Here is a 23,023-nt window from a genome sequence, read left to right as displayed (position 1 = left end):
TACGCAGTCAGCTTAACAGTCTCGTCGGAATTGCGCTAGGATAAGTGCCCGCGACGCCGGGATCCAGCCAGGCGAGGCAGCCTCGTCCGCGTCGCGCGAAGGGGCAGCGGATGTTGACCTGTTCGGCTTGCGTGGCCAGGGCGCCTCGTCCGTATTGCGCAAGCGGCAGCGCTACGGTGCGCGGCTTGTAGAGTGGAGCGCGGCGGTGGGGTTCGCCAGGATTCAGAGTTTTGCCTGGTACTTCGAATCGTGCCGCATTGGTACGCTGTTGGTCGGGTCAACGCCTTTTCCAATGGGGGTCGTCGATTCGGGCGTTATGTTGTCTGCTCCCGTCGGATTCCTGCGTTGCCAATCAAACAACACGCATCGGACTTATCCCCCTTCTGCCTGACAAGCGCGCTGTGGATCGGGTTCTTGCCCTAACTGGTCGGTGCGTTACGTGCTGTACCCGTGATCCGACCGTCAGCTCGCTACGTTGCCGGCCAGGACGCTTGTCGGCTCGAACTGTGCCGCAGCGGGTTGGAATGTCAAAATTCCGTCCAAACGAAGCAAGACTGGATCGGTTCAATATAAGAACTGGCGGAATCATGCGGATTTCTCGATTCGACGAGACCGACTGCCTCTCGTTTGGACGGGATTTGGACAGCTTGGTGCTCCGTACGCCAACAACCGCTGCTCGCGCAAGGCTCGATCATCGGGGCGTAGTAGTCCGGTCCGCCATCCCGGCCCGAAGCAGAAGACCATGGGGCTGAGAGCCCGTAGCTGATACCGACACGGCTTCGCAGGCCTGATCGTGGGGCATAGTGGTCGCCGTGTCCACATCCCGGCCCGAAGCTTCGACCTGAGGTCAAGACCATGAGCCTGAGAGTCCGAAGCTGAGACCATGGGAATGAGAACCTGAAGCATAAGACCACTCAGCGAGAACCCGGAGCTTCTCCCCTGAGGTCAAGACCATGGGTCCAAGAGTCCGAGCCCAAAATCTAAAACCGTCAGGCTAAAGCCGTCACGCATCACCCGCGCCGTGCGGGTAGCCTGGTCGCATGGATATGGCGACGTACCGGCTGGAGGGGCATACCCTCAACGAGTATTGGATTGAGGTTCCGCTCGACTATTTTGGTGCAGCGCAGAGCCTATCGGACGATGCGACGGGGCGTTCGGGTGAGGGCTTACCGGACACCATCAACGTGTTTGCTCGCGAGTATGTGCGCGACGGCCATGAGGCCGACCCGCGGCTGGTTTTCTTCCAGGGAGGGCCGGGGTCAGCGGCGCCTCGCATGGCCCCCATCAATTCCTGGCTGAGCACCGCTTTGGACCATTTCCGGGTGGTCCTCCTCGATGAACGCGGTACCGGCAACTCCTACCCCTTGGAGGCCAACGCGATCACTGCGGTGGGACGCCCGGAGGCGCAGGCCGCCCTCCTTGCCTGTTTCCGGCAGGATTCCATCGTGCAGGACGCCGAACGGCTCCGGGAAGCCCTGCAAGGTGACGAGCCGTGGGCCGCGTTGGGGCAGAGTTTCGGAGGATTTACGGTCACCTGTTATCTTTCGCAAGCGCCCAAGGGCCTTTCGGAGGCTTTCATCACCGCCGGTCTGCCGTCCACGCATTTGCACGCCGACGCCGTCTACCGGTACACCTACCCGCAAACAGCGGTGCGTAACCAGGAGTTCTTCGCCCGATACCCGGCCGACGAAGAAACCGCGTGGTACATCGCTCGGCATTTGGCCGATGTGGAGGAAGTGCTTCCCACCGGGGAGCGGCTCACCCCTGCTCGGTTCCGCCAGCTCGGCCTGTACCTGGGATATTCCTACGGACCGGACAGCCTGCACTTCCTTCTGGAAGACCCTGTGTGGTTCCATCGCGGTGAGCGGCGTCTTCGCCCGCAGTTTCTCGCCCGCGCCGGGCAGAATCTCTCTATGGCGAGCCATCCGCTCTACGCGGTGTTGCAGGAGTCCATTTACGCGCAGGCCTCCACAGGCTCGACGGCGTGGAGCGCGCAGCGGGTGCGGGGAGGGTTTCCCGAATTCCGTCTTCCAGACCTCTCAGCCGGTAGCGAGGGAGAAAAGGAGCTGCGTGCCGAGGGCCACGGCTTCCGGTTCACCGGCGAGCATATGTATCCCTGGCAGTTCGAGCAGGACCCGGCACTGACCGGGCTGGAAGCTGCGACTGAGCTTCTCGCCCTGAAACGTGACTGGCCGGAACTCTATTCGCGCGAGGTGCTGGCGGAGAACACGGTTCCTGCGGCTGCTTGGATATACGTGGACGACATGTTCGTGCCTTTTGATCTCTCCCGGGAAACCGCACGTGAAATCCGTGGATTGAAGCCGCTGATGACCAATGACTTCCACCACGACGGCCTGCGCACCGGCGGACCACAGATGATCGAACGCCTTCTACGAGCGGTACGCAGCTAGGGGAGAGTGGTTGCTGGGACAGCCAGCAATGGAGCAGACAACATTGTTGCGGGTGCTCGCGGGTAACAGTGCGTACCAGCACGCGTCGATCAGGCTCTTCAACACATCGACTGGATGCGCAGCTAGGGGGAGAAAACCGGGACCGGAGTGGGCAGGTCCCGGTTTTCTCCGTGCTGTTCGACCAGCTTCGACGAACCACTGCCCGTATCTGCCCGGCGGGCTCCCGCGCTGATCGCCCCGCCGTGCTACTGCTCGACGAGCTTCGAGTACAAATCCTCGTAGCGTTCGCGCGCGGCGGCGTAATGTGCTCCATGCTCCGCGCGGGGCTCAAAGGTGGCTCCGGTGGTGGGATCCGCTCGCTCCACGTCGGGGGCGAGAGTATCAAGTGCCAGGAGAGCCGTGCCGTGCAAGGTGGCGCGCTTGATCGTTACGGGGAGCACGGGAAGCTGCAACATATCGGCAAGAATCGCGAGCCAGGTGGGATGCGCCTGCATGGCACGACCGGACATGCGAATCTCGCCCGGGCGGCCGGAGACTTCGGCCAGTTGATCGAAAACGCGTGCATAGGACTGGCAAACGCCTTCCATCACGCCGCGTGCCAACTTCGGCCCCTGCGCGTCGAAGGTGATGCCGGTAATGGCGGCCTGTGCGCGGGCGGCCCAGCCGGTGGAACGTTCACCGGTGAAGTACGGCAGCACATGCGGAGTGTCACCACTGGGCTCCCGGGTGAACACCTCATCAAGAGTCGTCTTCTTGAGCCGCAGAGTTTCCTCCATCCAGGTGACGGCACGGCCGACGTCGTTCAACGCTCCACCCAGAATCGCCTTCTCGCGCGATACGCGGTAGGCCCACAGGCCGCTTGGAATGTATTCCGGAATGCCATTGACAATGACGCGCATTGCTCCCGATGTCGCCGCGCTTGCGGCCATCGTGCGCGAATCCGGTGCACCGGCGCCGATATTGGAGACGAGGCCATCCGGTACCACCGGGAACCAGCGCGCGCCGACCAGTCCGGGCCATTCGGCGCTCGCCTTGCCGTGGAGATCCTCAAGCGGCTGGTCGGGGTCGCGGATTTCACCCAGCTGCTCCACCTGCACCCCGCAATGGTTCAGCAGTTCGCCATCCCACTGCCCGGTGTGCCGATCAAGGAGGCCTGTCCATGCCGCTGCGGAGGTGCCGATCGCCGTCGTTCCCAGAAGCTGGAGCCAGATGTACTCGCCGAGAGCCATCCAGCGGTGGACGCGCCCGAACAAGGTGGGATCCGTTTGCCGCAACCAGGTTAGGCGGGGTGCCAGGTAAGAGGAGTGGAAACGCGTACCGGTACGTTGCTGAATCTGGCCTTCATCAAAGGTGGAACGCAGCTCCTGCACTTGGTCTGCGCAGCGTCCGTCGGCATAGGTGTAGCACGGTGTGATGGCGTCTCCGCGCTCATCGACACCCACCAGATTGGCGGAAAATGTATCGATGGCGACCCCGGCGATACGGCCGGCGAGTTTGGGGCGGGCTGCGAAGTCGAGGATCTGACGGCACTCGGTGACGATCTGGTCGGCGTCGATAATCGACGTCCCATCCGAGGATGTGGTGAAGGTGTGCGCGAAGCGCGCCTTTGTATCATCGATCGGAAGGCCGCGCGCGTCATACAGACAACCGCGAGACGCGGTGGAACCAATATCAATGGCGAGAACGAAGGGTTCTTGCGCGTTCTTCAGTTTGGTCCGAAATCCCTGGGCCATGGTTGTGCCTTTCCGTGCTTCGCTGCGCGTCCGAGTTAGCAGTTTAGGGTTAAGTCTAACCTGATTGGCCGCTGTAAGCTACAGCACTGCTTCGACGACGCCGGAGAGCACCGGGCCCCTGTGACGCTGCGGCGTCGACTAGTTGTTTAGCTGGTTGGGGGGCGGGGATGGACCAGGTCCCTGTGACGCTGCGGCGTCGTTCTCGGCAGCGACCTCAGCCGCACAAGGCGGATACGTCACGGTATACCCGTTGCAGGTGTGCGCGGCGGCGATCAGCGGAGGATGCCACCTGACCGAGATTCACCCAGTCGCGCTTGGCAATGCCGAGCTGTTTCATGGAAGCACCGAGGAATACTTTGCCTACGGCATTGCCGCATATGAGCCGCAGGTAGAACGTAGGCGAGGTCGAGGTAGTGAATACCTTGACTCGGCGAATATGCCCGAGCTTGCCCTTGACTCCCCGCCCGGTGGACTCGTATGCCCACTTCTGCTTCATGACCTTTTCTACGAAGCCTTTGATGATTGATGGCACGTCGCTCCACCAGATCGGCGAGATGAACACCAAAGCGGTCGCCTTCTCGATGAGTCCCTGATACTGAGTCACCAAAGGATCCAGGGTTCGCCCCTGAGAGAAGAGGGCGAGCTCCTCCGCAGAGTAACGTGGATCAAAGCCGTCGGCGTACAGGTCGATAACGTTGTAATCCGCGTGTTTTTCCTCCAGAGCGCGCACGGCTTCATCCAAAACGGCATGCGCGAACGACTGCGGGTAGGGGTGGGCGTAGACGACGAGGATGTTGTCCATCATTCTCCTTCTTTCATTGTGAGTAATGCGTTGAGTGTGCGGGCAAGAAAATCGGGGTTGTGATGCGCTGCGCCGCTGGCGACCAGCTTCGAGTAGCCCTGGATAGCGGACCACACGGCAAGGAAGACCTGCTGCCGCAGTTTATCCGGGCCCTCCGGCAGCAGAAGGTCTATGGCTTCCTGGACTGCGGAGAGGAACGGGAAGGCGGCGGTTTGCGAAGTGGTGTCGCGCAATGCCTCCAGCGAGAACGGACTGAAAAGGAGGAAGTCGAGTAGATGCGGGTGATGGACGGCGGTGTCGACAATCTGTTCGGCAGCGTTGAGGAGCACGCCATTTGGATCGGCATCTGCGTCTGGCGGGAGTGCGTGTTGCATGCGATGCGCGGCTTCAATCTGCATGCGATGCGAGACTTCGGTCAGCGCTGCCTGGAGTAGCTCCTCCTTTCCGGCGAAGTGACTGTAGATGGCAGGTGTGGAGACTGAACAGGCGCGGGTGACGGCTGCCAGCTCCACGTGGGACCAGCCGACTTCGTCAATGATCTCAATGCAGGCGCTCACCAGCCGGTCTGCGGTGTTTTGCGACGACGTGCTGGGGCGCATGAGTGCGTCGGTGGTAGGTCCACTTGATCGACGTCGTGCTTGGTTTGACGAGCGTGCTGTTGTCATGCGACGAGCTTAATTTGATTAAGCTGTGATTGTCAAGCGAAAGCCGCTATGAGGCGTCTCTACTAGTCGGTGCCAAGTAGGTGGGCGCGGGCGGCGTCGTCGTCCTCGGCACGCAGGCGTGGCACTGAAGTATTCTCGGGATTGAAGCCGGTCTTCCCGGCATAATAGGCGCGAATGCGATCCATATCGGCGCTGACGTCACCGGTGATCGTAACGTTGCCGCCCCAGCCGTATTCGCGCTTCTTCCGGTTGATGAAGCCAAACTGAACGGGGAAGCCGGTCTCGAGCGCGATCCGGTAGAAGCCGGACTTCCAGTAAGGCTGCGGCGAGCGGGTGCCCTTCGGGGCGATGATGAGGGTGAATGTATCGCTGGCTGCCGCTTCTTTTACGATTTCTCCGACGACGCCGTGGTGACCGGATCGGTTCACGGAGATCCCGCCGACCCAGCGCACAATACGGCCAATGACCGGGGCGCGCATGGCCGAGTCCTTCACAAGGAACTTATACGGTCGGTTGATCCGCCAGAACGCCATAACCATGAGAAAGCCGTCCCAGTTGGACGTATGCGGAGCGCCAATCACAATGGCCCGCGGCGGGATGTCCTCGTGCACGAAGGTCCAACGGGAAAAACGCATATACGTGGCGGCAATGGCGCTTTTCAGGCTCATACGACTCCTCGGGTCCGGTGTTGGCAATGACAACCGCACTGCCGCTCGAAGGGCCCGCCCTCCAAGCAACAGTGGTGTACTGCTCTGATTCTATGCGAGAGCGCGACCGCGAGGGATTTGTGCCACTTACAGCAGGAAGGAGAATGCCGGCGAATTCGGTTCCAGCTTTTCGATATGCAGCGGCGACTTCTCCATGCGTCTTAACAGCTCGCTGATACTCGCTGGATCCTCAATCTCGATTCCGACCAGTGCCGGCCCGGTTTCCCGGTTGTTCTTCTTGGTGTATTCAAACAGGACGATATCTTCGCCATCGGAGAGAACGTCGTCGAGAAAATGCCGCAGTGCGCCGGGCTCCTGCGGGAAGGTGACCAGGAAATAGTGCCGCAAACCCTCGTAGACGCTGGAGCGCTCCACGATGTCGTCGTAGCGCGAGACGTCGTTATTGCCCCCGGAGATGATGCAGGCGACCGGTCCGTCCGGTAGGTCCGGCAAGAAGCGCGAGACGGCGGTAGTGGCCAGGGCACCGGAAGGCTCGGCGATGATACCTTCCACCTGATAAAGCTCGAGCATCTCCGTGCAGATAGCCCCTTCGGGTACGGCGATGACCTCGTCTACCATGTCGCGGGCAATCTGGTAAGGAATATCGCCGACGCGCGCAACCGCCGTACCGTCGGCGAAGGCATCTATTTCCGGCAGGGTGACCGGGCCGCCCTTTTCCAGTGCTGCTCGCATTGACGCAGCACCTTCCGGTTCAACACCGATGATGCGTACGTCGGGGTGGAATGTGCGCAGCCAGATCGCGGTTCCCGCCAGTAGTCCACCACCGCCGACGGGTACGACGACGCCGACTGGCAATTCACTCGCCTGTTCAAAGATCTCTTTGACAACGGTTCCCTGCCCGGCGATGGTGCGGGGGTCGTCGAAGGGATGAATGTAGGTGGCCCCGGTTTGTGCGGCGTAGGTCATGGCGGCGTCGGAGGCCTGATCAAAGGTGCCGCCGCCAATGACCTGCTCGATCCACTGCCCGCCGATATCGCTGATGCGGGCGCGCTTCTGCCGTGGCGTCGTCGATGGTAGGAAGACCTTGCCATGGATGCGTAACTGGCGGCAGGCGAAGGCTACGCCTTGCGCATGGTTGCCGGCCGAGGCGCAGACGACGCCGACGGCCCGCTCCTCCCCAGTGAGAGAAGAGATGAAATTGTAGGCGCCGCGCACCTTGTAGGAGCGACCGACCTGTACGTCTTCGCGTTTGAGAAGTACGGGCTGGTGCCGTTGCCCGGACAGGCGCAGGGAGAGGTCGAGAGGAGTCCTTCGGACCGTGGTCCCGAGAGTCTGTGCGGCGACGACGACGTCAACCCCGGAGGGCAGCTGTTCCGATGCGCTGGTCATGGCTTCTAGTGTGCCGTGTTTGCCAGCCCTGAAGCCAACTGTGCTCAGTTGGGCGATGAGGCGAGTCGCGTGTAGGCGGGTTGAAAACCACCTGTGGTGGCAACGGGTGTGGTTACGTGCGGAGGGCTACGACCGGTGCGCGGAAGGGGGTGCGCCTGGTGCGGCTGGGGTGTGGATGGTGCGGAGGCGGTGCGGCTGGGGTGTGCGGATGTGCCCACGGCTGCGACGTCGTGCGAAGGGATACGCGGAGCCGCATATGCTAGTGCTATGAGCGACAACCCGGACGTGGATCAGTTGGAATTCGAGTTTGAACGCAAGTTTTTTGTGCGGGAGATTCCGGCCGAAGTTCTGGAGCACGGATCGCGGCAAGTAATTGTTCAGGCGTACCTATTCGCCGAGGATGGCTACGCGGTGCGGGTACGCATTGCCTTTCCGGGTCGGCAGGTTGATCTGCCGTCCTTCAACGATGCGCTTGACTTCTGTGGCGCCTATGAGCGGCGGCTGCTGGAGAAGCTGTTGCGCACCGATGGTGAGGCTGCGGCTGCGACTATTGCTGTTAAGTCGCCGACGGTCGCGGGCGAGCGCTATGAAATGGAAACGGAGCTGGACCTCGACGTGGCCACCCAAATCCTGCGCCGGGCGCCCAATATGATCCTCAAGAACCGCCTCTCACTCTGGTACGACGAAGACGGGTGGGAGTTCGACGTGTTCGGTGGGCAGAACGAAGGTTTGATCGTCGCTGAGTGTGAGCGCTTGGCACCCGTGGTTGGCCTACGGATTCCGGAGTTTTGTGTGACAGAGGTGTCCGATGATCTGCGCTTCACCAACGACTATCTATCCAAGGAACCTTGGCGGCAGTGGGGTGGCATGTATATGACGGAACTGGCCGCGCGTGGCCCGCATTTCATGGACTTGCCCGGTCCACAGGAGGGGACGGACCGCCACGGATAGCCCAAGCGTTATCGTGATCAACTTGCGCACTCCACAGGATGGTACGGAGTCCGGTCCACAGGATGGTACGGACTTCGCATGAGGGCGCGAATTGAGCAGGCTGTGCGTGATTTTGTGCTTGACCGCCTTCCTGCCAGGATGAGCCTTGCCGTTTTCCTGCCTGGATGGATGGCCGACGAAGGTCATGCGGGCGCAATGTTGCCAGTTTTACCCTTTCTACCCGGGTGAAGGCTGCGTGAGGAGCCAGGGCTGTTATGCGCGGCGTAGTTGGAGATTGGCTCAGGTGCGGGCTCTGCGTAGTGAGCCTTGTAGGAGTGACGGTTGAGGCTATGAGAGGGCGTGAAGGTGTGGAGGGCTTGACGTTGTGAAGGCTTGAGGCTCCGAAGTACTGGGTTGGACGCCGGACAGCGGAGCTCCGGCAGCCACGCCGTGGAGGTCCAGAAAGGGGAAGTGATGAACATCACGCGGCTGTTTATGATAGCTGAGAGCGGAATTTTGCGGGTTCTCGGCCGGTCTAGCGGGCGGTCGTGGTGCAGAACTGGCGATATTCCGCCATTTCAGCGAAGGAATTTGGAAACAAAACTGTTACCGAATTGATTCGTGCCGCATTGGAAAATTCTCTGCGGGCAGGTCTATGATAGAGACACAGCGCCGGGAGGTGCTGGATGAAGCGACAGTCGGCTTGGGTCGAAAGTTGCACAAGAAAATAGGGCTTGCGCCGCCTACGTGGTGCGCGCACGGTAAGGAACTTCCGTCCCAGCTGAGGTGAGCGGGTGGGAAAAGGGACCCTTACCCTTCCGCTGGGTGGTACGGGAATGCTGCTGTCGTCCTGTACCACCCAGCTTTATATTCTCTGTCGGCGATGTTTACGCCTACTGCGGGCGGGCCCCCGCTGCTGGGGTGGGCCCAGCCTTTGGACTGAGGGCCGACGGGTAGGTTGTGGCCCGCTGCGTAGACCGTAACCCGCCGCGTGGCTGAAGATCAGTGCGTCAGCCTGAAGTCTCCGGCCGTTAGGCCCTGACTTCACACCTGGCGTTCGTTTCCCGCTGCACAGATCATGACAACCAGGCCACGGACCTGCATCGCGCTGGCTATGAGCACCAGCATGGGTACGAGTATGCCATCACCAATAGCCACAGTCGTTGATCGCACGGTCGGGGCGACGCGATTTGCTCAGGTGACTTGCACATGCCGCCGCGTGCCGCAGCATCTACTATCGTCCGCCGACACAAAGAGTCTGCGGGCCTAATGTTCCGCAACCAGAGTCTGACAGCCTTATCTGCGAACGCGCCATTGAAGACTCTTGCAGTAGAAGAGTGGAGGAAGTCAAAATCCCGTCTATTCGATTGACGTTGTCGCACACGACCTTGCGGTTGACGAGCGGCGGGTGTCAAAATCCCGTCCAAACGATGAGTTCGGCAAACACCGATCTCTTCAAATCCGCACGATTCCGCCATTCCTTAAATTGAGAGACTCCACTTTACCTCCGTTTGGACGGGATTTTGACACGACCCCGCAATTGCCCCGACAGGACTTCTGGTATTGGCCGGTGCAACGTTGGTTTCCATGAGCGCCAGCGTTGCAGGCAGATTGCAGCACCACAACCGACCCTCCGCCATCGCTTTCCATGACCGCCATGGCTGCCGCCCCTGAACTGGTCGCTAGGGTGGTCAGCGGAGCTCAGTTCCTCTCCGCTAGGGCTGCCAGGCAGCGGGGAGTGGGATGGCAGGAGCCAAGAAGTGTCGGGTTTTCAAGAAACTCCGCGAAAAACACGACACTTCTCGACAAAGGCGACACTTCTTAGGCGGGTGTCCAGGCTCATCGGGTCTTTTGATCAGTGGTCGAGGTCGGCCAGCTTGATCGGAACATTCGCGACGGCGTCGGCAATAGGAGTTGCACCGTCACGGAACGGGATCACGCGGCCGATACTGCTCGGCTCTGCCAGCACTGCGGCAATGACTGCGGCCACATTCGCTCGCGACGTCGGCGCGGACGACTCGCCCTCCACGCGCCCGACATCAATCTGCCCGGTTGGTTCATCGAGGGTGAGAAGTCCGGGCCCGACAATCGTCCAATCCAACCCCGAGGCGGCGAGATGACGGTCGGCGTCGAGCTTCGCCATCGCGTATGCGCGCAGTGGGTGGTCGGGAGCGACGGGGTTATCTCCGTGCGAGCCGGCCCAGGACACCATGACATAGCGGGAAACGCCCGCTGCCAGCGCCGCGTTGATCGAGCGAATGGCCGCTTCGCGGTCTACGGCATTTGTGCGCGTGGGGCCGCCCTTCCCGGCGGCGCCCGCCGACCAGACAATTGCGTCGGCGCCGGTGAAGGCGGCCGCAAGCTCGTCCTCATCGGCGTCCTCGACGGACAGTACGACGGGTGCGGCGCCCGCTGCGGTGACGTCGCCGCTCTGGCTCTCGTCGCGGATCAGTGAGACGACGTCGTCGCCTCGTGCGGCCAAGAGGGGTGCAAGCAGCAGGGCGACTTTGCCGTGGCCGCCGATGATAATGATGCGGGACATAGAAGACCTTCTTCCCGTTCTGGCGACGATCACGACTTTGCCAGAACATGCGGATGGTTTGCGACTTGCGGAATATTCTCGTCCGCACGGGGAGTGATGTCTGTAATCGAGGTCATATTCCTGGCTGAAGGCGGTCACCATGCCGCGTGCCGCTCCGGTGCAAGCGCCGAGGGCAATGCGGGAAACGTGTAGTGCGAATGCGGGGGTGCGAAGCACGATGCGGGAAGGATGATGCGGTGCCGCCAAGGTGAAGTGCGACGTGAGAAGCATGTATGTTGGCGATGAAAAGATGCGGCCATTTGAAAGGACCTCCCTACGCCATGAGCCAGCAGTTACCATCGTCTGCGATCCATCCGCTTGCGCCGGAGTTCATCTCAGCGGCTGCGCTGTATTCGGCGCCGATTGATGTTGACAGCGCCGTGGCGCGGTTGCCGCAGCTTTGGAATGTCGACATCACGCCGCACTGGGAGGAAATCCCCGCCTCGGAGACCTCGCCTGGGGGCCGCTTGCTGCACTTCGATGTGGACGGAGTGACGAGCATGCTCTCAGTTATTCCGCGCCCGCTGGAGGTGGAGCGAGGCCGACTTCCGGAGCATTCCTTCTACCTGGCAATTACGCTTTATGCCCCCTTGGTGGGAGAGCAGGCAGGCTCATCGCACGAGGCGAATGATCTGAGTAATGCTTCGACGCCGCAGCAACAGGACGTGGGCTTGCGACGTCGTGCCCGCATGGTTGCCGCACACACTATGCTCACGCAACTATCCGACGCGTTGATGCGGGAGCCTGCCGCCGTCGGTGTGTACCGCACCGAACTGGGAGTGGTGCATCCACCGGAGATGATCACCTCACTGGCGGAGCTCCTTACCGAAGGGCGTGCGCCACTTCCTTTGTGGGTTGGCGTGCGGACGTTTCACCCTGACCTCACTCACGGGCGCACACTCGGCTTGCCGATGTTTGGGCATCTCGATCTCGAAATCATGGACTCCACTCGCAGCGAAGAAGATGTGTACGAACTGTTGGCCAATGTGGCTGACTATATCGTGGCCGGTGATAGCTATCTGCTGCCCGGCCAAACGGTGGGTTTCCGCGACGGCGAGGAACTGGCACTGACGCAGGCGACTAGTCCAGCCGATCAGATGCCGGTGGTGCGAATTGCGTTTTAGTGCTCTTGGCTCGGTAGGCCTTTACCCAGCATGCGAGTATGCAGCCGGTGTGAGAGCCCCAGCATTGGGGCGAATGCGCGCCGTCGGCGGGAGCACACGGTGGATACGGGAGCGCTCAGCGGACAGGGGGAGTACCCGGCGGGTATGAAAGTGCTTGGGAGACACAAGAGCACTGCGCGTCTGTAGGAGCGAGGTGTCTGTGAAGTACTAGACGATATGGAGCACTCTTCCATGTGAACGCGCTTATCTGCTCTACATGAGCGTACTCATCTTGTAGGCAGGTGTGCCTTCCGGACCCACAAGTACTTTTCCCGATGGGGCGTCGGGATGGAGGATAGGGGTGCGGTCGTGCTAGCGGGCACTTTGGATCAAGGAGACGCCGCGCAGGTCAACGCTGTCATGCCGTCTGCCGTCACCTGCACCGCTCGCGTCACCCGCGCCGCCAGGTTCACCCTCGCCTCCGAGTAGTTCAACGCCGGTGACAACACGCCCCTGAGCCTGAGGGGGAACAGAGAAACGAAGTGTGGCAACGGTGTAATCGCCATTGTCTTCCGCAGTCCGCAAGTCGCTGAGTGCCTTCTCCGAGCCCAACGGCGACAGGGGGAGCCGCGAACCGTCTTCCATGACCAATACGACTTGCAGAGGGGTGTGCGTCAGCTCGTCACTACGACTCCCGGTTGGTGCCAGGTGAAGATGTACTTCCTGCACATCTGATGCCTGAATCGACAATCGGGCGCCACCGCCGCGCGGAAGGCTGATACGCGCCGTCGTCGAGCGCATGGATTGCACTCCGCTCTCGGGGTCGGGGCAGCGATCAGGGTATTGATTCGGGTCCATGCTGGCGTAGGTCCGGCAAAGCTTCACCTGCCCGCCTCCAACGGCTTCGACAGCTCCGTCTGCGTTCTCTGCGGATGTCGCGGTCCAGTGGGCGGCAGCACCGGGCGCGGTCACCAACCACTGCACGGGCACGTCGGCGAGTGTTTCCGGCAGAGGAGCATCGGAGGCCGTTGGAAATGGCCCCGGCTTTCCACGTAGCGTCTGGTCCAACCACTGACTGCTGAAGCTGGTGAGTAGCGCTTCATGCGCTGCGGCATCTGGTGCTGTGTCGCCGTCGATCACGCGGTCGTCAAAATCTCGCTCGGATAAAGCGCGATTAATGTAGTTGTGGCCATATCCGGGCACTCTGACGCCGATGGCCGGGGCGGTACGCTGCTGTGTGATGTGTTCCGTGAGCCAAATGGTTCCCGCCTGCTTGACGTCGCGGTCGGCGTCGCCGTCGACGACGAGGAAAGGTACGTCTGTGGGTGGAGGAGGGCTGAAATCCGGGTCGGGTCCGTCGGGAATCACAAAGTCTCCCCCGTAGGTCATTAGGGACGTGATCGGGGTGGGAGAATCCTTCCAGGCATCAACCGTCGAATTGAACACGGCGGCTGAGCGCGAGTGCATGATGAGCGCGGTGCCACCAGGGCTGATCACGCCGCGCATGCCTGCGCCGAAGGCGGTAGTTCCGCCACTCGACGCGGTGAGAAGCTCGTCGCGCATGCGCTCAACGGTCAGGCGCCAGCCGCGGACCTGGTCATAGGGTGTGGCGGTCTCCTCCCCGGACCACAGAGGCGACAGATCTGGGATGAGCACCGCGTACCCCTGGGCCGCCAACGCCTTACCAAGGTAAGTCATGCCTCGATCGGCTCGGATCTCTTCGACACCCGGGAGGCAGGGTAGCGGAATGTCTCGTCGGCGCAGCCGAAGGTGCGCAGGTGGCTGACAATAACGAGCGGAGCGGCGGGTGCTTCTGCGTCCGGGGTCGTCCCTGTGTTGGCTGTCACCTCGATATCTGGCGTTACCAGAACGCCGCGCACGGGAGCGCGGAAGGTGTCGGCATTGCCGTGCCCACCCAAGGAGATATCGCCGAGATCGAAGTCGCGCACCACCACTCCATCGACGTGTTCTACCTGGGTTTTGGCTGGGGTGCGGTCTTTCGGAGAGTGAGGTCCGGCTTGGTCTGTGGCGGTACTCTCGCTGGGCACCGGGGGCCGGGCAGATGACGAACGCAATAGGTGGTGCAATCCCAAGGCGCAGCAGACCGCTAGCAGTGCCATGAGAGTAACGAGAAGCGTCAAGCGGCGTGGAGGCATCAGGTGCTCCTTTGGAACGACGAGTATCGAGCCTGTTTGGAAGGCAGTAATGATCAAGTCTGGCGCGATGATTACTGTGCAATCTTACGTTGAGATGTGCCTGTAGGTCCAGTCGCGTGGATGACCTGGGTTGCAAGTGGGCATGTACGGACTCCTGGGAGTTCAGGCGGTAAACGGGCACCTGTCAACCATTAGGTGTGCCTCTGGGTTCTGGCGAGTGGAGGTGCTCGGTATACTCTTTGCGGGTCGCCGCGTGAGCGGCGTTCTCCGTGTGGATCGAACCGCGGGGCGAAACACGGGCAGTTTTCGCTACGGCGTCGCCTACCGCTTGGTGGCTCCTCGGTTTGTCGGCCTATTAGTCGGATCGACCGCTTGCCGGATCTACCGCTTGTCGGTTCTTCCGAGCAGTGGCGTCTGATGGGCCGGTGCATGGCACGGGCCGAGGCCGCCGACTGGACCACGGGTCTGAGTGGCGCTGGTCGCTCCGGCTCGAACTGATTCGCCGCGCTCTGCGCCCACACGGGTTCCGGTGGTGGCAGCACCGGGCGAAGGATAACTGTATCCGGCGTATAGCCGTCAGGCGGGTATCGCGCTCGCAGGCGGCGTCGTCGACCATCCGATAAGGAAAGCATGTCTGCCACCGAAAGTCATTCAGCCGGGCGAACGCCTGTGCACGAAACATTCCCCGCCAGTGCCGCGCCGTGCGTCGGCCTATCGCATCCCGTAGATGAGGCATCTGGTCCTCGCACACAGGCCCACTATGCCGCCTCGACTCACGGCTTCTTCGACATCGTCGCCGTCTGCTTCGTCGCCTTCCTTCTACTCTCGAATATCGGCGCAACCAAACTTATAGGCGTGCACCTTGGCCCGTTAGCGCTTGTTTTCGACGGCGGCGCCATCCTCTTCCCCTTGACCTACATCCTGGGTGACGTACTCTCGGAGGTCTACGGCTTCAAGGCCGCGCGCCGCGTGATTCTTACCGGTTTCGTCGTGCAGCTCATCGCCTCCCTGACATTCTGGCTGGTGCAGATTGCGCCAGTGGGCCCCGACTACACGAGCCAGGAGGCCTTCGAGGCGGTGCTCGGCGTGGTGCCGCGTTTCGTGGCGGCCTCGATCATTGGGTACATCGCCGGTCAGCTTCTTAATTCCTACGTGCTCGTGCGCATCAAGGACCGCTTCGGCGAGAAGCGTCTGTGGGTGCGCCTGTTGACATCCACGCTGGTAGGCGAGGCGGTGGATACTATTCTGTACTGCACGATTGCGTGGGTTGGGGTGGCTGGCTTCGGCACCATCGCGAACCTGACGATCACGGGTTACGTGTACAAGGTGGGAGTCGAAGCGTTGTTCCTGCCGCTGACGTACCAGGTGGTTGGGTGGTTTAAACGGCACGAGTCGAGTTATGCAACAGGTGCTAGGAAGACTGCAGATGAGGCGGGTGCCGACGACGCAGGTAGCGGTAGTGCTGGTGGGGCCGTTGCTGCTGTGAGTAACGCCGACGAGCTCGCCCGCGTTACGGCAGGTGACAACCGCAGCAAGGTTCGTAGCGGGGTGGGGCGAGCCCCGCGGGCGAGGTCGGCGCACGCGAACACGGTCACCTTGCGCCGCCACGCCGGGTGACCCGCGCGGGCGAGACCAGCGACATGTGCGCGGAGATGATCACTGGCGGGACCGGCGAGGATTCGATGGGCGTTGATGCGGGTCCCGGTGGACTAGACGAAAGGAACAACGGGTGAGTGAGGCGACGTCGTCGGAGAACATCGGTTTTACCGTGGGTACGCGCCTGGAGTTGGCGCGTGATGGTGCTGAAACTTCAGCGGGTGCGGGCGGGCGCGTCAGCGTTGGTGCCGCGAGGGCTCGCGGTGCAGGCGTGCGTGATACTGGTGTGCGCGGTGCAGGTATGCATGATACAGGTGTGCGCTCCACCGGCATGCAGACTGCCGCGCTGCGCTCCGGCCGCGGCGGCCGCCCACTTGGCCGCACCGGGGTTATCCACACCCCGCACGGGGATATTCGCACGCCGGCGTTCATTCCGGTGGGCACGAAGGCCACCGTCAAGGCGGTGCTACCCGAAAGCGTCGCGGCTCTCGGGGCGCAGGCCGTGCTGGCCAACGCCTACCACCTCTACCTGCAGCCCGGGTCGGATATCGTGGACGAAGCCGGCGGTCTGGCGCGCTTCATGAACTGGAGCGGGCCGACGTATACCGACTCCGGCGGTTTCCAGGTGCTATCGCTGGGATCGGGATTCAAGAAGGTGCTCTCGGAGGAGTTCTCCGGGTCGTCGCGCGCGGATTCGGACGTCGCCCCTACCAAGGAGCGGCTTGCCGACGTCGACGACGACGGCGTCTGGTTCCGCTCCCACCTGGACGGATCGCGCCATCGTTTCACCCCCGAAGTCTCCATGCGCATCCAGCATGAATTGGGTGCCGACGTCATCTTCGCCTTTGACGAGTTGACGACGCTAATGAATTCGCGTGGCTATCAGGAGGAGGCGTTAGAGCGTACGCGGCGCTGGGCGCAGCGGTGCCTGGCGGCGCATCGGGAGTTGACCGAGGCGCGAACGGGTAAACCCTACCAGCAGCTATTCGGAGTGATTCAGGGGGCGCAGTACGAGGACTTGCGGCGTAAGGCCGCGCGCGATCTGGGTGCCATGGAGATCGACGGGCAGCGCTTCGATGGCTTCGGCGTGGGCGGCGCCTTGGAGAAGGAGAATCTGGGCACGATTGTGGGCTGGGTGTGCGAGGAACTGCCGGAGGATAGAGCACGGCACCTGTTGGGGATATCCGAGCCGGACGATTTCTTCGCCGCGGTGGAGGCGGGGGCAGATACCTTCGATTGTGTCAATCCCTCGCGGGTGGCGCGCAATGCGGCGATCTATTCACCGGATGGGCGGTTTAATGTGGTCCGCGCACAGTTCCGTCGGGACTTCGAGCCGCTGGTGCCGGGATGCGAGTGTTATACCTGCACGCATTATTCGCGTGCGTACTTGCATCATGCCTTCAAGGCGAAGGAGATGATTTCCTCGACGCTGGCAACGATTCACAATGAGTACTTCACGGTGAAGTTGGTAGAAGGCATTCGCGACTCTATCGAAGGCGGATACTACGCCGAGTTCAAGGAGGAGACCCTGGGGCGGTTCTACGCCGGGCAGTGGGGGCGGAAGTAGCAGACGTTGGATGGGTATGTGACCAAATGGTACCCAAGCGGCGCCTGTGGGTGCGGTGTGAAGCCTGTGGGGAGTGGTAGCCGCCGGGGCTCGCCATGCTGCCCGCCCCGGTCCAGCTGGTGCTTGTGTGGAGGAGCGCTGTGACTGAGGTGGCGGTCATCTGTCCAAATCCCGTCCTGACGGTGCTTGTACGGAGCGGTGCGTGACGGAATCGGGCGTTGATGTGATGGAGCTTGGTGGTGACCTGTCCAAATCCCGTCCAAACGTAAAGATACTCGCTCAGGGCGGGCGTCAAGATCCGCATGATTCCGCCATTCCTTAAAGTGAACCAGTCCAGATTAGCTCCGTTTGGACGGGATTTGGACACTGTGATGCCTGCATACGCGTGTTGATGGTGGAATGAGCATTTTGATGTTGGTTTTTGTCAATTCGGCGTCGTCTGGATAGGTTGATGTCGATATGTGCGTTGATATCAGCCCAAAAGCCTTGATGCTGGCGCGCGCATGTTGATGCTGCTTATACGCTTTGATGCTCGCGCGCTTTTATCGGCGATCATTTCTGTGGGGCATGGAGGTGGTTTACGGTAGACCTGCATTGGCGAAACGAGGAGATGGAGTTGCGGCAGCTTGTGCATGACCTCATGCCGCGAGATCCGCATTCGGATGAGTTCTCTGACGCAGATGCAGACCTTCTGGAACTCATGGGGCACGATTCTTCGACGGCCCTGCGGGTTTTGTTGATCGAACTGTATGAGGGCTGCGTTAGCGTCCCGCAAGAGCTCATGGATCGAGCATGGTATTTCTCGAAAGACTGTGCCTATCTGGAGGAAGATTGCAGAGACCTCATGTAGTCCGTTGGAAGGATCGTTTCCGCAGGCTTCGGCTGGTCGTTTTGGTCGGCTTATTGGAATCGCTTTGGCCGTGTCAATGTCTACAGACAAGTGACCTGGCGATCTGCCATATGGCACAAGTGTTTACGCTCCGCAAAAGTGGAAGTCGAGGATAGTTGGTATTTTCTGCCGATTTTCCGGCATATATGCCCCGAGTGATCGGGGGAGAACTAGTTTGTATGAAGCAGGAGGTTTCATGGAAAGGATGGTGCTTCCAAGCTTCTCCGAGGTGTTCCTTGACGCAGCCGGTTGTCGTTTCTGTGGTGGTCCGCTCCGCGCATGCGGAGGCCGAGAACTTCGGGCGCATGAGACGGTAGATGTCACGACGTCCGCTCCGCGCATGCGGAGGCCGAGAACTTCGGGCGCATGAGACGGTAGATGTCACGACGTCCGCTCCGCGCATGCGGAGGCCGAATTTCTTCGGCTTGGTGGCGCCGGGCGCAGCCGGGTGCCGACTCGCCATGGGTGAATATACACGGACTGGGTGTGTGCGTGCATCCTGCGCAACAGCATGAGCAACCTGCGCGGTATCATCCGGCTCAGAAGCAGGGTCCTGACAGAACCGTTAGTTAGCGCCCGCTGCAAGCTCTTTCTGCAGGTCCGCAAGATCAAGATAGCTTTCCTCCAGGTAATAGTCACCGACGGAAAGATTACGGAGATGCTGGAGGAGATCATCTGAGATGCGGATCCTGTCCTCGTAGAACTGGTCCATCAGTGACACGAGAGCAGCTGCGGGGTCTCCGTCTGCGAGCTCAAAAATGATGCCTTCCATGTCGGGACAGTAGGCAAGCATTTCACGGATAGCTGACAATATGTCCACGGCATGTCCCTTATTCTAGCGAACCAGGCAGCCCCTGATATGTTGAGGCTACCTCGTTTCGTGCCTGCATATATGCGAAGCATGAAGCCTTCGCCTGTGCCAGCACTGTGGCGAACAGCGTCACCGCGGGGAACAAGTGGGGGTGCTCCAAGCAGAGTTTCCCTAGCCAGGGTCCCACACATCCCATGGTGTCCAGCCAGTGGGGACCTTCGGCGGTCGTAAATTGACCCGTAACCTGCGGGCTGTACTCAATGGTATTCATCGTATCCGTTAGGTTAGTGTGTTGATCCGTAACTTGTGGGCTGTACGCTACTGCGTGAGACAAGCCAGGCTGCGAGGAATTTAACCGCTTCCTCGTCCGAGGCCCCGTCATCGGAGCTTAGTCATCGGGACCTTTGATGATCCGAAGCTGGGGTATTTCTCTGACTTCCCCAACTGATGGTGTGCGAGTCATCGGTGAATGGGAAGGATAGCTCGCAGGCTATGGTTGGAGACGTGTTGCATGCGAGTTCCATCTGGCGGCCCTCGAATACGCCCGCGCTGTGGTGGGCTGGCTTTTCAAGAACAACCGATTCTCTCACGAGGAGGGAGCCTAGGGTGTAGCTGCAGGAAGGCATCGGCATTAAAGCGGGCCACGCGCATGTCGCTCCGATGTGGCAATATACGTATAACGTTGATCTTCCCAGATTGGGATGCGGTGCAAGGATGGGAAATGAACCCAGGTGACTATGTGGCCTACTGGCGCGGTATGGAAAAACCCCGCCAGCAGCTTGTCCGTGACCTCATCCCCTACTCGCCTGAAGACCCAACTCTTCTTATTGAGCTAATTCCGCGCGATTCGTGGGCTGCGCTTCAAACCATGGTCTGGGGCCTTTTGAACGCGAATGCGTACGTTCCAGAAGACTTGCTGGGCAAGATCGAAGAACATGTTGCCGGTGATCCGGAAATGGAGGAAGACTGCCGGGATCTGCGCAAGATTCACGACGAGCTTGAGCGCGAAAAGCAAAATTCATAGGGGTGCCCTCTTGTATCGTCGACGTCGTCTGAAGGAGGAGGGCGTGTCTCGATTCTTACCTGATGGGTCATGGTGACGTTAGCCGACGATCTCGCCAACGCCTACCTGCAGGCAGGCGGAAACGAGCGGTACATTGAGATCGGTTTAGGCACTGCCAAAGACGAACCGGATGTGGCGCTCTCCTACTTCGCCGACTTCTACCTCGGAGACCGCATCCGCGTCCCCGATGACCTGCTGGCACGTTTCCACGACATCGCAGACGGCGACTATTGCTTGTGCTCCGACTATGAGGACCTTCTGGCACTCAACAAGGAGCTCGACACCGACGTGCAAGGTTAATTCCCCATGATCTCTTGCGCGGCCGTCACTTGGTCGTGAACCGGGCGATAAGCCTGGGTGTGCGGCGTTGTTGGCCCGGGATCCAGGCATGTGGGAGGTCGGCCGGTAAAACCACCATGCTCAACGTTGTCCAGCACCGGGATCCAGGCATGTAGCAGGGTCCGCGCTACGCGGACCGCCCACCTCCATCCCGGATTCACGCCCGCAGCAGGGTCGTCAGGCGGGTATGTGTCAAAATCCCGTCCAAACGACGCCAATCTGGATTGAGTCATTTTAAAGAATGGCGGAATCATGCGGATTTTGGCGCCGCTCAAACCTAGGAGCTCTTCGTTTGGACGGGATTTGGACATTTTGATGCTCCGGGCCAGGCTGACGACAGTGCAATTGGCTGTGCCTACCACCATGGCGGCGACCATGCTCCGGTTTGCCGAGCAACTGTGAAGCAATCCCATAGAATCCCCACAGGCTCGAGAACGTTGGGGGCCATGGGGCACCTGTTCCACTTGCGAGGCCCAGCACGCCCACGCTGACTCACGCCGACCCGAGTGGCGCCCGTCCCGACCCAAGCTGACTCCCGTGCTACCCGCGCTGACTCACGCCGACTTAGCGGGTGGTGGTCACCGCGTGGGATCGAGGCGGGTTTAAGCGCGTGCGTTGCCGTGCAATAGCACCAACTACGCTCGCGCGGCGTCGATTGATTCACGCGCGGCGGCACACAGCTCGGTGATCTTCTCGAAGCGATGCGCCATGATATCTGCCTCCGGGCACACCCAGCTCCCGCCGACCGCCACGACGTAGGGGGTGCGCAGGTAGTCGCCAGCATTCCCGCTGTTCACGCCGCCGGTGGGGAGGAACAGCATGTCCGGGAACGGCCCATGCAGGGCCTTGAGTGCCTTGAGACCGCCATAAGCACCTGCCGGGAAGAACTTCACCAGTCGCAGTCCCAGGTTGCGGGCGGTGTTGATATCCGTTGGCGTCGCCGTCCCCGGCAGCACGGGCACGTCGGCATCCAAGCAGTGCGCCACGACCTCCACATCCAGTGCGGGAGACACCACGAAGTTCGCTCCTGCCGCCAGCGCACGGCGGCATTCATCGAGATTACGCACCGTACCGGCGCCAACCAGCATTCCGGGGACCTCGGCGGTGACCGCGCGGATGGACTCCTCCGCGGCGTCGGTGCGGAAGGTGATCTCCATGACGTTGATACCGCCGGCCAGCATGGCCCGCGCAAGCGGCACCGCATCCGCTGCGTCCTCCAGCACGACGACGGGCACAAGCCCGCACTTCCTACACTCGTCGATTACATCTACCATCAGAACCTCCTGATCACGCCATCATGACAATGGGACTGTACGCTGTCAGCAACACCGAGGTTACCGCAGGGGCGGGACCAGATTCGCGCAGGTCCCACTTTCCAACACGTCAACAACGTTCTGCGCCGCCATCAGCGACATCTTCGCGGACGCCTCCCGCGTCGCCGCGCCGGCATGAGGCGTGAGAATGCAGTTGTCCAACTCCCGCAGCCGGTTATTCGCCTCGTTACTCTCATCGGCAACTGCGTCGAGCGCCGCCGCATATATCTCGCCGTCGCGCAGCGCGTCATACAGGGCATCCTCATCTACAATGCCGCCGCGCGCGGTGTTTACCAACACAGCTGTACTCTTCATCGCCCGGAACTGCGCGGTGCTGAACATGTTGTGTGTCGAATCGTTCAGATTGGCGTGAATGGAGATGAAATCGGACTCGCGGATCAGCGTCTCCAGATCCACGAACTTCCCGCCGACGGCGTCGGCAAACTCCTGGTCCTGATAGAAGGCGTCATACAGCAGCACATCCATGTCGAAGCCCCGGCAACGCCGCGCCACGCCCTTGCCAATGCGCCCGACGCCGATCACGCCCAGGGTCTTCTGGTACATCTCGAGCCCGGACGGGCGTTGCAGCGTCCTGTTCATGTAGCAAATGTTTCGGGCCGCGCTGAGCATCAGCGTCACGGCCAGATCGGCCACCGAATCCCCGTTGGCTCCGGGGGTAAAGGTGACCGCGATCCCGCGCGCCTTCGCGGCCTCCACATCGACCTTGTCATACCCGACGCCATAGCGCGAGATGACCTTCAGATTACGTGCGCTGGCGATAACGTCCGCGTCGTATTCCTCCAGTCCGGCGACGACGGCGTCGACGTCGACGATTTCGCGCCGCACTTGCTGTTCTACGGCCTCTGTTCCCGCGTTGATCCGCACGACGTCGCAGCCATGCTCCCGTAGAAGCTGCTCTGCTTCGTCGTTGGTTTTCCCGAAGGACCGGGCGGTCACAATTACCTTGCTCATACTCACTTTCCTTGCCCTGTGTCACTGCTTGGCTG

Annotated in this window: 18 protein-coding genes and 1 pseudogene; 8 read left to right on the top strand and 11 right to left on the bottom strand. The window is 61.1% G+C overall.

What is annotated here, in order from left to right:
• Positions 1–1,040 precede the first annotated feature (1,040 nt).
• Positions 1,041–2,411, top strand: a complete 1,371-nt coding sequence (locus DDD63_RS11530) for an alpha/beta fold hydrolase (RefSeq protein ID WP_108716500.1) — start codon at positions 1,041–1,043, stop codon at positions 2,409–2,411.
• A 245-nt stretch (positions 2,412–2,656) separates the two neighbouring features.
• Here the strand turns inward: DDD63_RS11530 and DDD63_RS11525 are convergent, their stop codons facing one another.
• From DDD63_RS11525 to ilvA, 5 genes are all read right to left on the bottom strand, one after another.
• A complete protein-coding gene (locus tag DDD63_RS11525) occupies positions 2,657–4,144 on the bottom strand; it encodes a gluconokinase (protein ID WP_108716499.1) in 1,488 nt (495 codons plus the stop codon).
• A gap of 214 nt (positions 4,145–4,358) precedes the next feature.
• Positions 4,359–4,949 carry an NAD(P)H-dependent oxidoreductase gene (locus tag DDD63_RS11520; RefSeq protein WP_205647264.1) on the bottom strand — a complete coding sequence of 197 codons (591 nt, stop codon included), beginning with the start codon at positions 4,947–4,949 and terminating at the stop codon, positions 4,359–4,361.
• Positions 4,946–5,611: a TetR/AcrR family transcriptional regulator gene (locus tag DDD63_RS11515; RefSeq protein ID WP_108716497.1), complete on the bottom strand. Its 666-nt coding sequence runs from the start codon at positions 5,609–5,611 to the stop codon at positions 4,946–4,948. Before DDD63_RS11515 ends, DDD63_RS11520 begins: the two co-directional genes overlap by 4 nt.
• A gap of 62 nt (positions 5,612–5,673) precedes the next feature.
• Entirely contained in the window at positions 5,674–6,279 is a 606-nt protein-coding gene (locus DDD63_RS11510) for a 1-acyl-sn-glycerol-3-phosphate acyltransferase (protein ID WP_108716496.1), read from the bottom strand.
• Positions 6,280–6,405: 126 nt separating this feature from the next.
• Positions 6,406–7,668 (bottom strand): threonine ammonia-lyase IlvA, encoded by a 1,263-nt coding sequence (ilvA, locus tag DDD63_RS11505; RefSeq protein WP_108716495.1) that lies wholly within the window; start codon positions 7,666–7,668, stop codon positions 6,406–6,408.
• A gap of 267 nt (positions 7,669–7,935) precedes the next feature.
• Between ilvA and DDD63_RS11500 the strand changes: the two genes are divergently transcribed.
• Complete coding sequence (locus DDD63_RS11500) at positions 7,936–8,619, top strand: adenylate cyclase (protein WP_108716494.1); 684 nt, start codon at positions 7,936–7,938, stop codon at positions 8,617–8,619.
• Positions 8,620–10,453: 1,834 nt separating this feature from the next.
• Here DDD63_RS11500 and DDD63_RS11495 read toward each other — a convergent pair.
• Positions 10,454–11,140: an NAD(P)H-binding protein gene (locus tag DDD63_RS11495; protein ID WP_108716493.1), complete on the bottom strand. Its 687-nt coding sequence runs from the start codon at positions 11,138–11,140 to the stop codon at positions 10,454–10,456.
• A gap of 320 nt (positions 11,141–11,460) precedes the next feature.
• On the opposite strand from DDD63_RS11495, the gene DDD63_RS11490 reads away from it, so the two are divergent.
• Positions 11,461–12,303, top strand: coding sequence for a DUF4261 domain-containing protein (locus DDD63_RS11490; RefSeq protein ID WP_164505536.1), 843 nt, complete (start codon positions 11,461–11,463; stop codon positions 12,301–12,303).
• A gap of 351 nt (positions 12,304–12,654) precedes the next feature.
• Here the strand turns inward: DDD63_RS11490 and DDD63_RS11485 are convergent, their stop codons facing one another.
• Together DDD63_RS11485 and DDD63_RS11480 are read right to left on the bottom strand one after the other, a co-directional pair.
• Entirely contained in the window at positions 12,655–13,980 is a 1,326-nt protein-coding gene (locus tag DDD63_RS11485) for a hypothetical protein (RefSeq protein ID WP_108716491.1), read from the bottom strand.
• Positions 13,977–14,438: a hypothetical protein gene (locus DDD63_RS11480; RefSeq protein ID WP_108716490.1), complete on the bottom strand. Its 462-nt coding sequence runs from the start codon at positions 14,436–14,438 to the stop codon at positions 13,977–13,979. Before DDD63_RS11480 ends, DDD63_RS11485 begins: the two co-directional genes overlap by 4 nt.
• A 630-nt stretch (positions 14,439–15,068) precedes the next feature.
• On the opposite strand from DDD63_RS11480, the pseudogene DDD63_RS11475 reads away from it, so the two are divergent.
• The 3 genes and pseudogenes from DDD63_RS11475 to DDD63_RS11465 all read left to right on the top strand — a co-directional run.
• Positions 15,069–15,830 (top strand): annotated as a pseudogene (locus DDD63_RS11475) (queuosine precursor transporter); the annotation flags it as partial.
• Positions 15,831–16,365: 535 nt separating this feature from the next.
• Positions 16,366–17,601 carry a tRNA guanosine(34) transglycosylase Tgt gene (gene tgt / locus DDD63_RS11470; protein WP_240611498.1) on the top strand — a complete coding sequence of 412 codons (1,236 nt, stop codon included), beginning with the start codon at positions 16,366–16,368 and terminating at the stop codon, positions 17,599–17,601.
• 616 nt (positions 17,602–18,217) lie between these two features.
• Positions 18,218–18,451, top strand: coding sequence for a hypothetical protein (locus DDD63_RS11465; protein WP_125482535.1), 234 nt, complete (start codon positions 18,218–18,220; stop codon positions 18,449–18,451).
• Positions 18,452–19,055: 604 nt separating this feature from the next.
• Here DDD63_RS11465 and DDD63_RS11460 read toward each other — a convergent pair.
• The gene (locus DDD63_RS11460; protein WP_108716487.1) at positions 19,056–19,310 is read right to left on the bottom strand and encodes a hypothetical protein; all 255 of its coding nucleotides are present in this window, start codon (positions 19,308–19,310) and stop codon (positions 19,056–19,058) included.
• Between the two features lie 712 nt (positions 19,311–20,022).
• Here DDD63_RS11460 and DDD63_RS11450 point away from each other — a divergent pair.
• A complete protein-coding gene (locus DDD63_RS11450) occupies positions 20,023–20,325 on the top strand; it encodes a hypothetical protein (protein ID WP_108716485.1) in 303 nt (100 codons plus the stop codon).
• A 69-nt stretch (positions 20,326–20,394) separates the two neighbouring features.
• Entirely contained in the window at positions 20,395–20,664 is a 270-nt protein-coding gene (locus DDD63_RS11445) for a hypothetical protein (protein WP_108716484.1), read from the top strand.
• A 674-nt stretch (positions 20,665–21,338) separates the two neighbouring features.
• Here the strand turns inward: DDD63_RS11445 and eda are convergent.
• On the bottom strand, positions 21,339–21,977 hold the full coding sequence (gene eda, locus DDD63_RS11440) for a bifunctional 4-hydroxy-2-oxoglutarate aldolase/2-dehydro-3-deoxy-phosphogluconate aldolase (RefSeq protein WP_108716483.1): 639 nt from the start codon (positions 21,975–21,977) through the stop codon (positions 21,339–21,341).
• Positions 21,978–22,037: 60 nt separating this feature from the next.
• On the bottom strand, positions 22,038–22,988 hold the full coding sequence (locus DDD63_RS11435) for a phosphoglycerate dehydrogenase (protein WP_205647263.1): 951 nt from the start codon (positions 22,986–22,988) through the stop codon (positions 22,038–22,040).
• Positions 22,989–23,023 lie beyond the last annotated feature (35 nt).

The organism is Actinobaculum sp. 313 (assembly GCF_003073475.1).
Classification (GTDB): Bacteria; Actinomycetota; Actinomycetes; order Actinomycetales; family Actinomycetaceae; genus Asp313.
This window is presented reverse-complemented; position numbering and strand designations above follow the sequence as displayed.

Bases quoted from the DNA above. Each gene is read 5' to 3' on its own strand.
- tgt (WP_240611498.1), top strand. From the start codon at position 16,366: ATGCAGACTGCCGCGCTGCGCTCCGGCCGCGGCGGCCGCCCACTTGGC.
- DDD63_RS11525 (WP_108716499.1), bottom strand. From the start codon at position 4,144: ATGGCCCAGGGATTTCGGACCAAACTGAAGAACGCGCAAGAACCCTTC.
- DDD63_RS11515 (WP_108716497.1), bottom strand. From the start codon at position 5,611: ATGACAACAGCACGCTCGTCAAACCAAGCACGACGTCGATCAAGTGGA.
- DDD63_RS11495 (WP_108716493.1), bottom strand. From the start codon at position 11,140: ATGTCCCGCATCATTATCATCGGCGGCCACGGCAAAGTCGCCCTGCTG.
- DDD63_RS11510 (WP_108716496.1), bottom strand. From the start codon at position 6,279: ATGAGCCTGAAAAGCGCCATTGCCGCCACGTATATGCGTTTTTCCCGT.
- DDD63_RS11520 (WP_205647264.1), bottom strand. From the start codon at position 4,949: ATGATGGACAACATCCTCGTCGTCTACGCCCACCCCTACCCGCAGTCG.
- DDD63_RS11485 (WP_108716491.1), bottom strand. From the start codon at position 13,980: ATGACTTACCTTGGTAAGGCGTTGGCGGCCCAGGGGTACGCGGTGCTC.
- DDD63_RS11450 (WP_108716485.1), top strand. From the start codon at position 20,023: ATGAACCCAGGTGACTATGTGGCCTACTGGCGCGGTATGGAAAAACCC.
- DDD63_RS11530 (WP_108716500.1), top strand. From the start codon at position 1,041: ATGGATATGGCGACGTACCGGCTGGAGGGGCATACCCTCAACGAGTAT.
- DDD63_RS11435 (WP_205647263.1), bottom strand. From the start codon at position 22,988: ATGAGCAAGGTAATTGTGACCGCCCGGTCCTTCGGGAAAACCAACGAC.
- ilvA (WP_108716495.1), bottom strand. From the start codon at position 7,668: ATGACCAGCGCATCGGAACAGCTGCCCTCCGGGGTTGACGTCGTCGTC.
- DDD63_RS11480 (WP_108716490.1), bottom strand. From the start codon at position 14,438: ATGCCTCCACGCCGCTTGACGCTTCTCGTTACTCTCATGGCACTGCTA.
- DDD63_RS11445 (WP_108716484.1), top strand. From the start codon at position 20,395: ATGGTGACGTTAGCCGACGATCTCGCCAACGCCTACCTGCAGGCAGGC.
- DDD63_RS11500 (WP_108716494.1), top strand. From the start codon at position 7,936: ATGAGCGACAACCCGGACGTGGATCAGTTGGAATTCGAGTTTGAACGC.
- DDD63_RS11490 (WP_164505536.1), top strand. From the start codon at position 11,461: ATGAGCCAGCAGTTACCATCGTCTGCGATCCATCCGCTTGCGCCGGAG.
- eda (WP_108716483.1), bottom strand. From the start codon at position 21,977: ATGGTAGATGTAATCGACGAGTGTAGGAAGTGCGGGCTTGTGCCCGTC.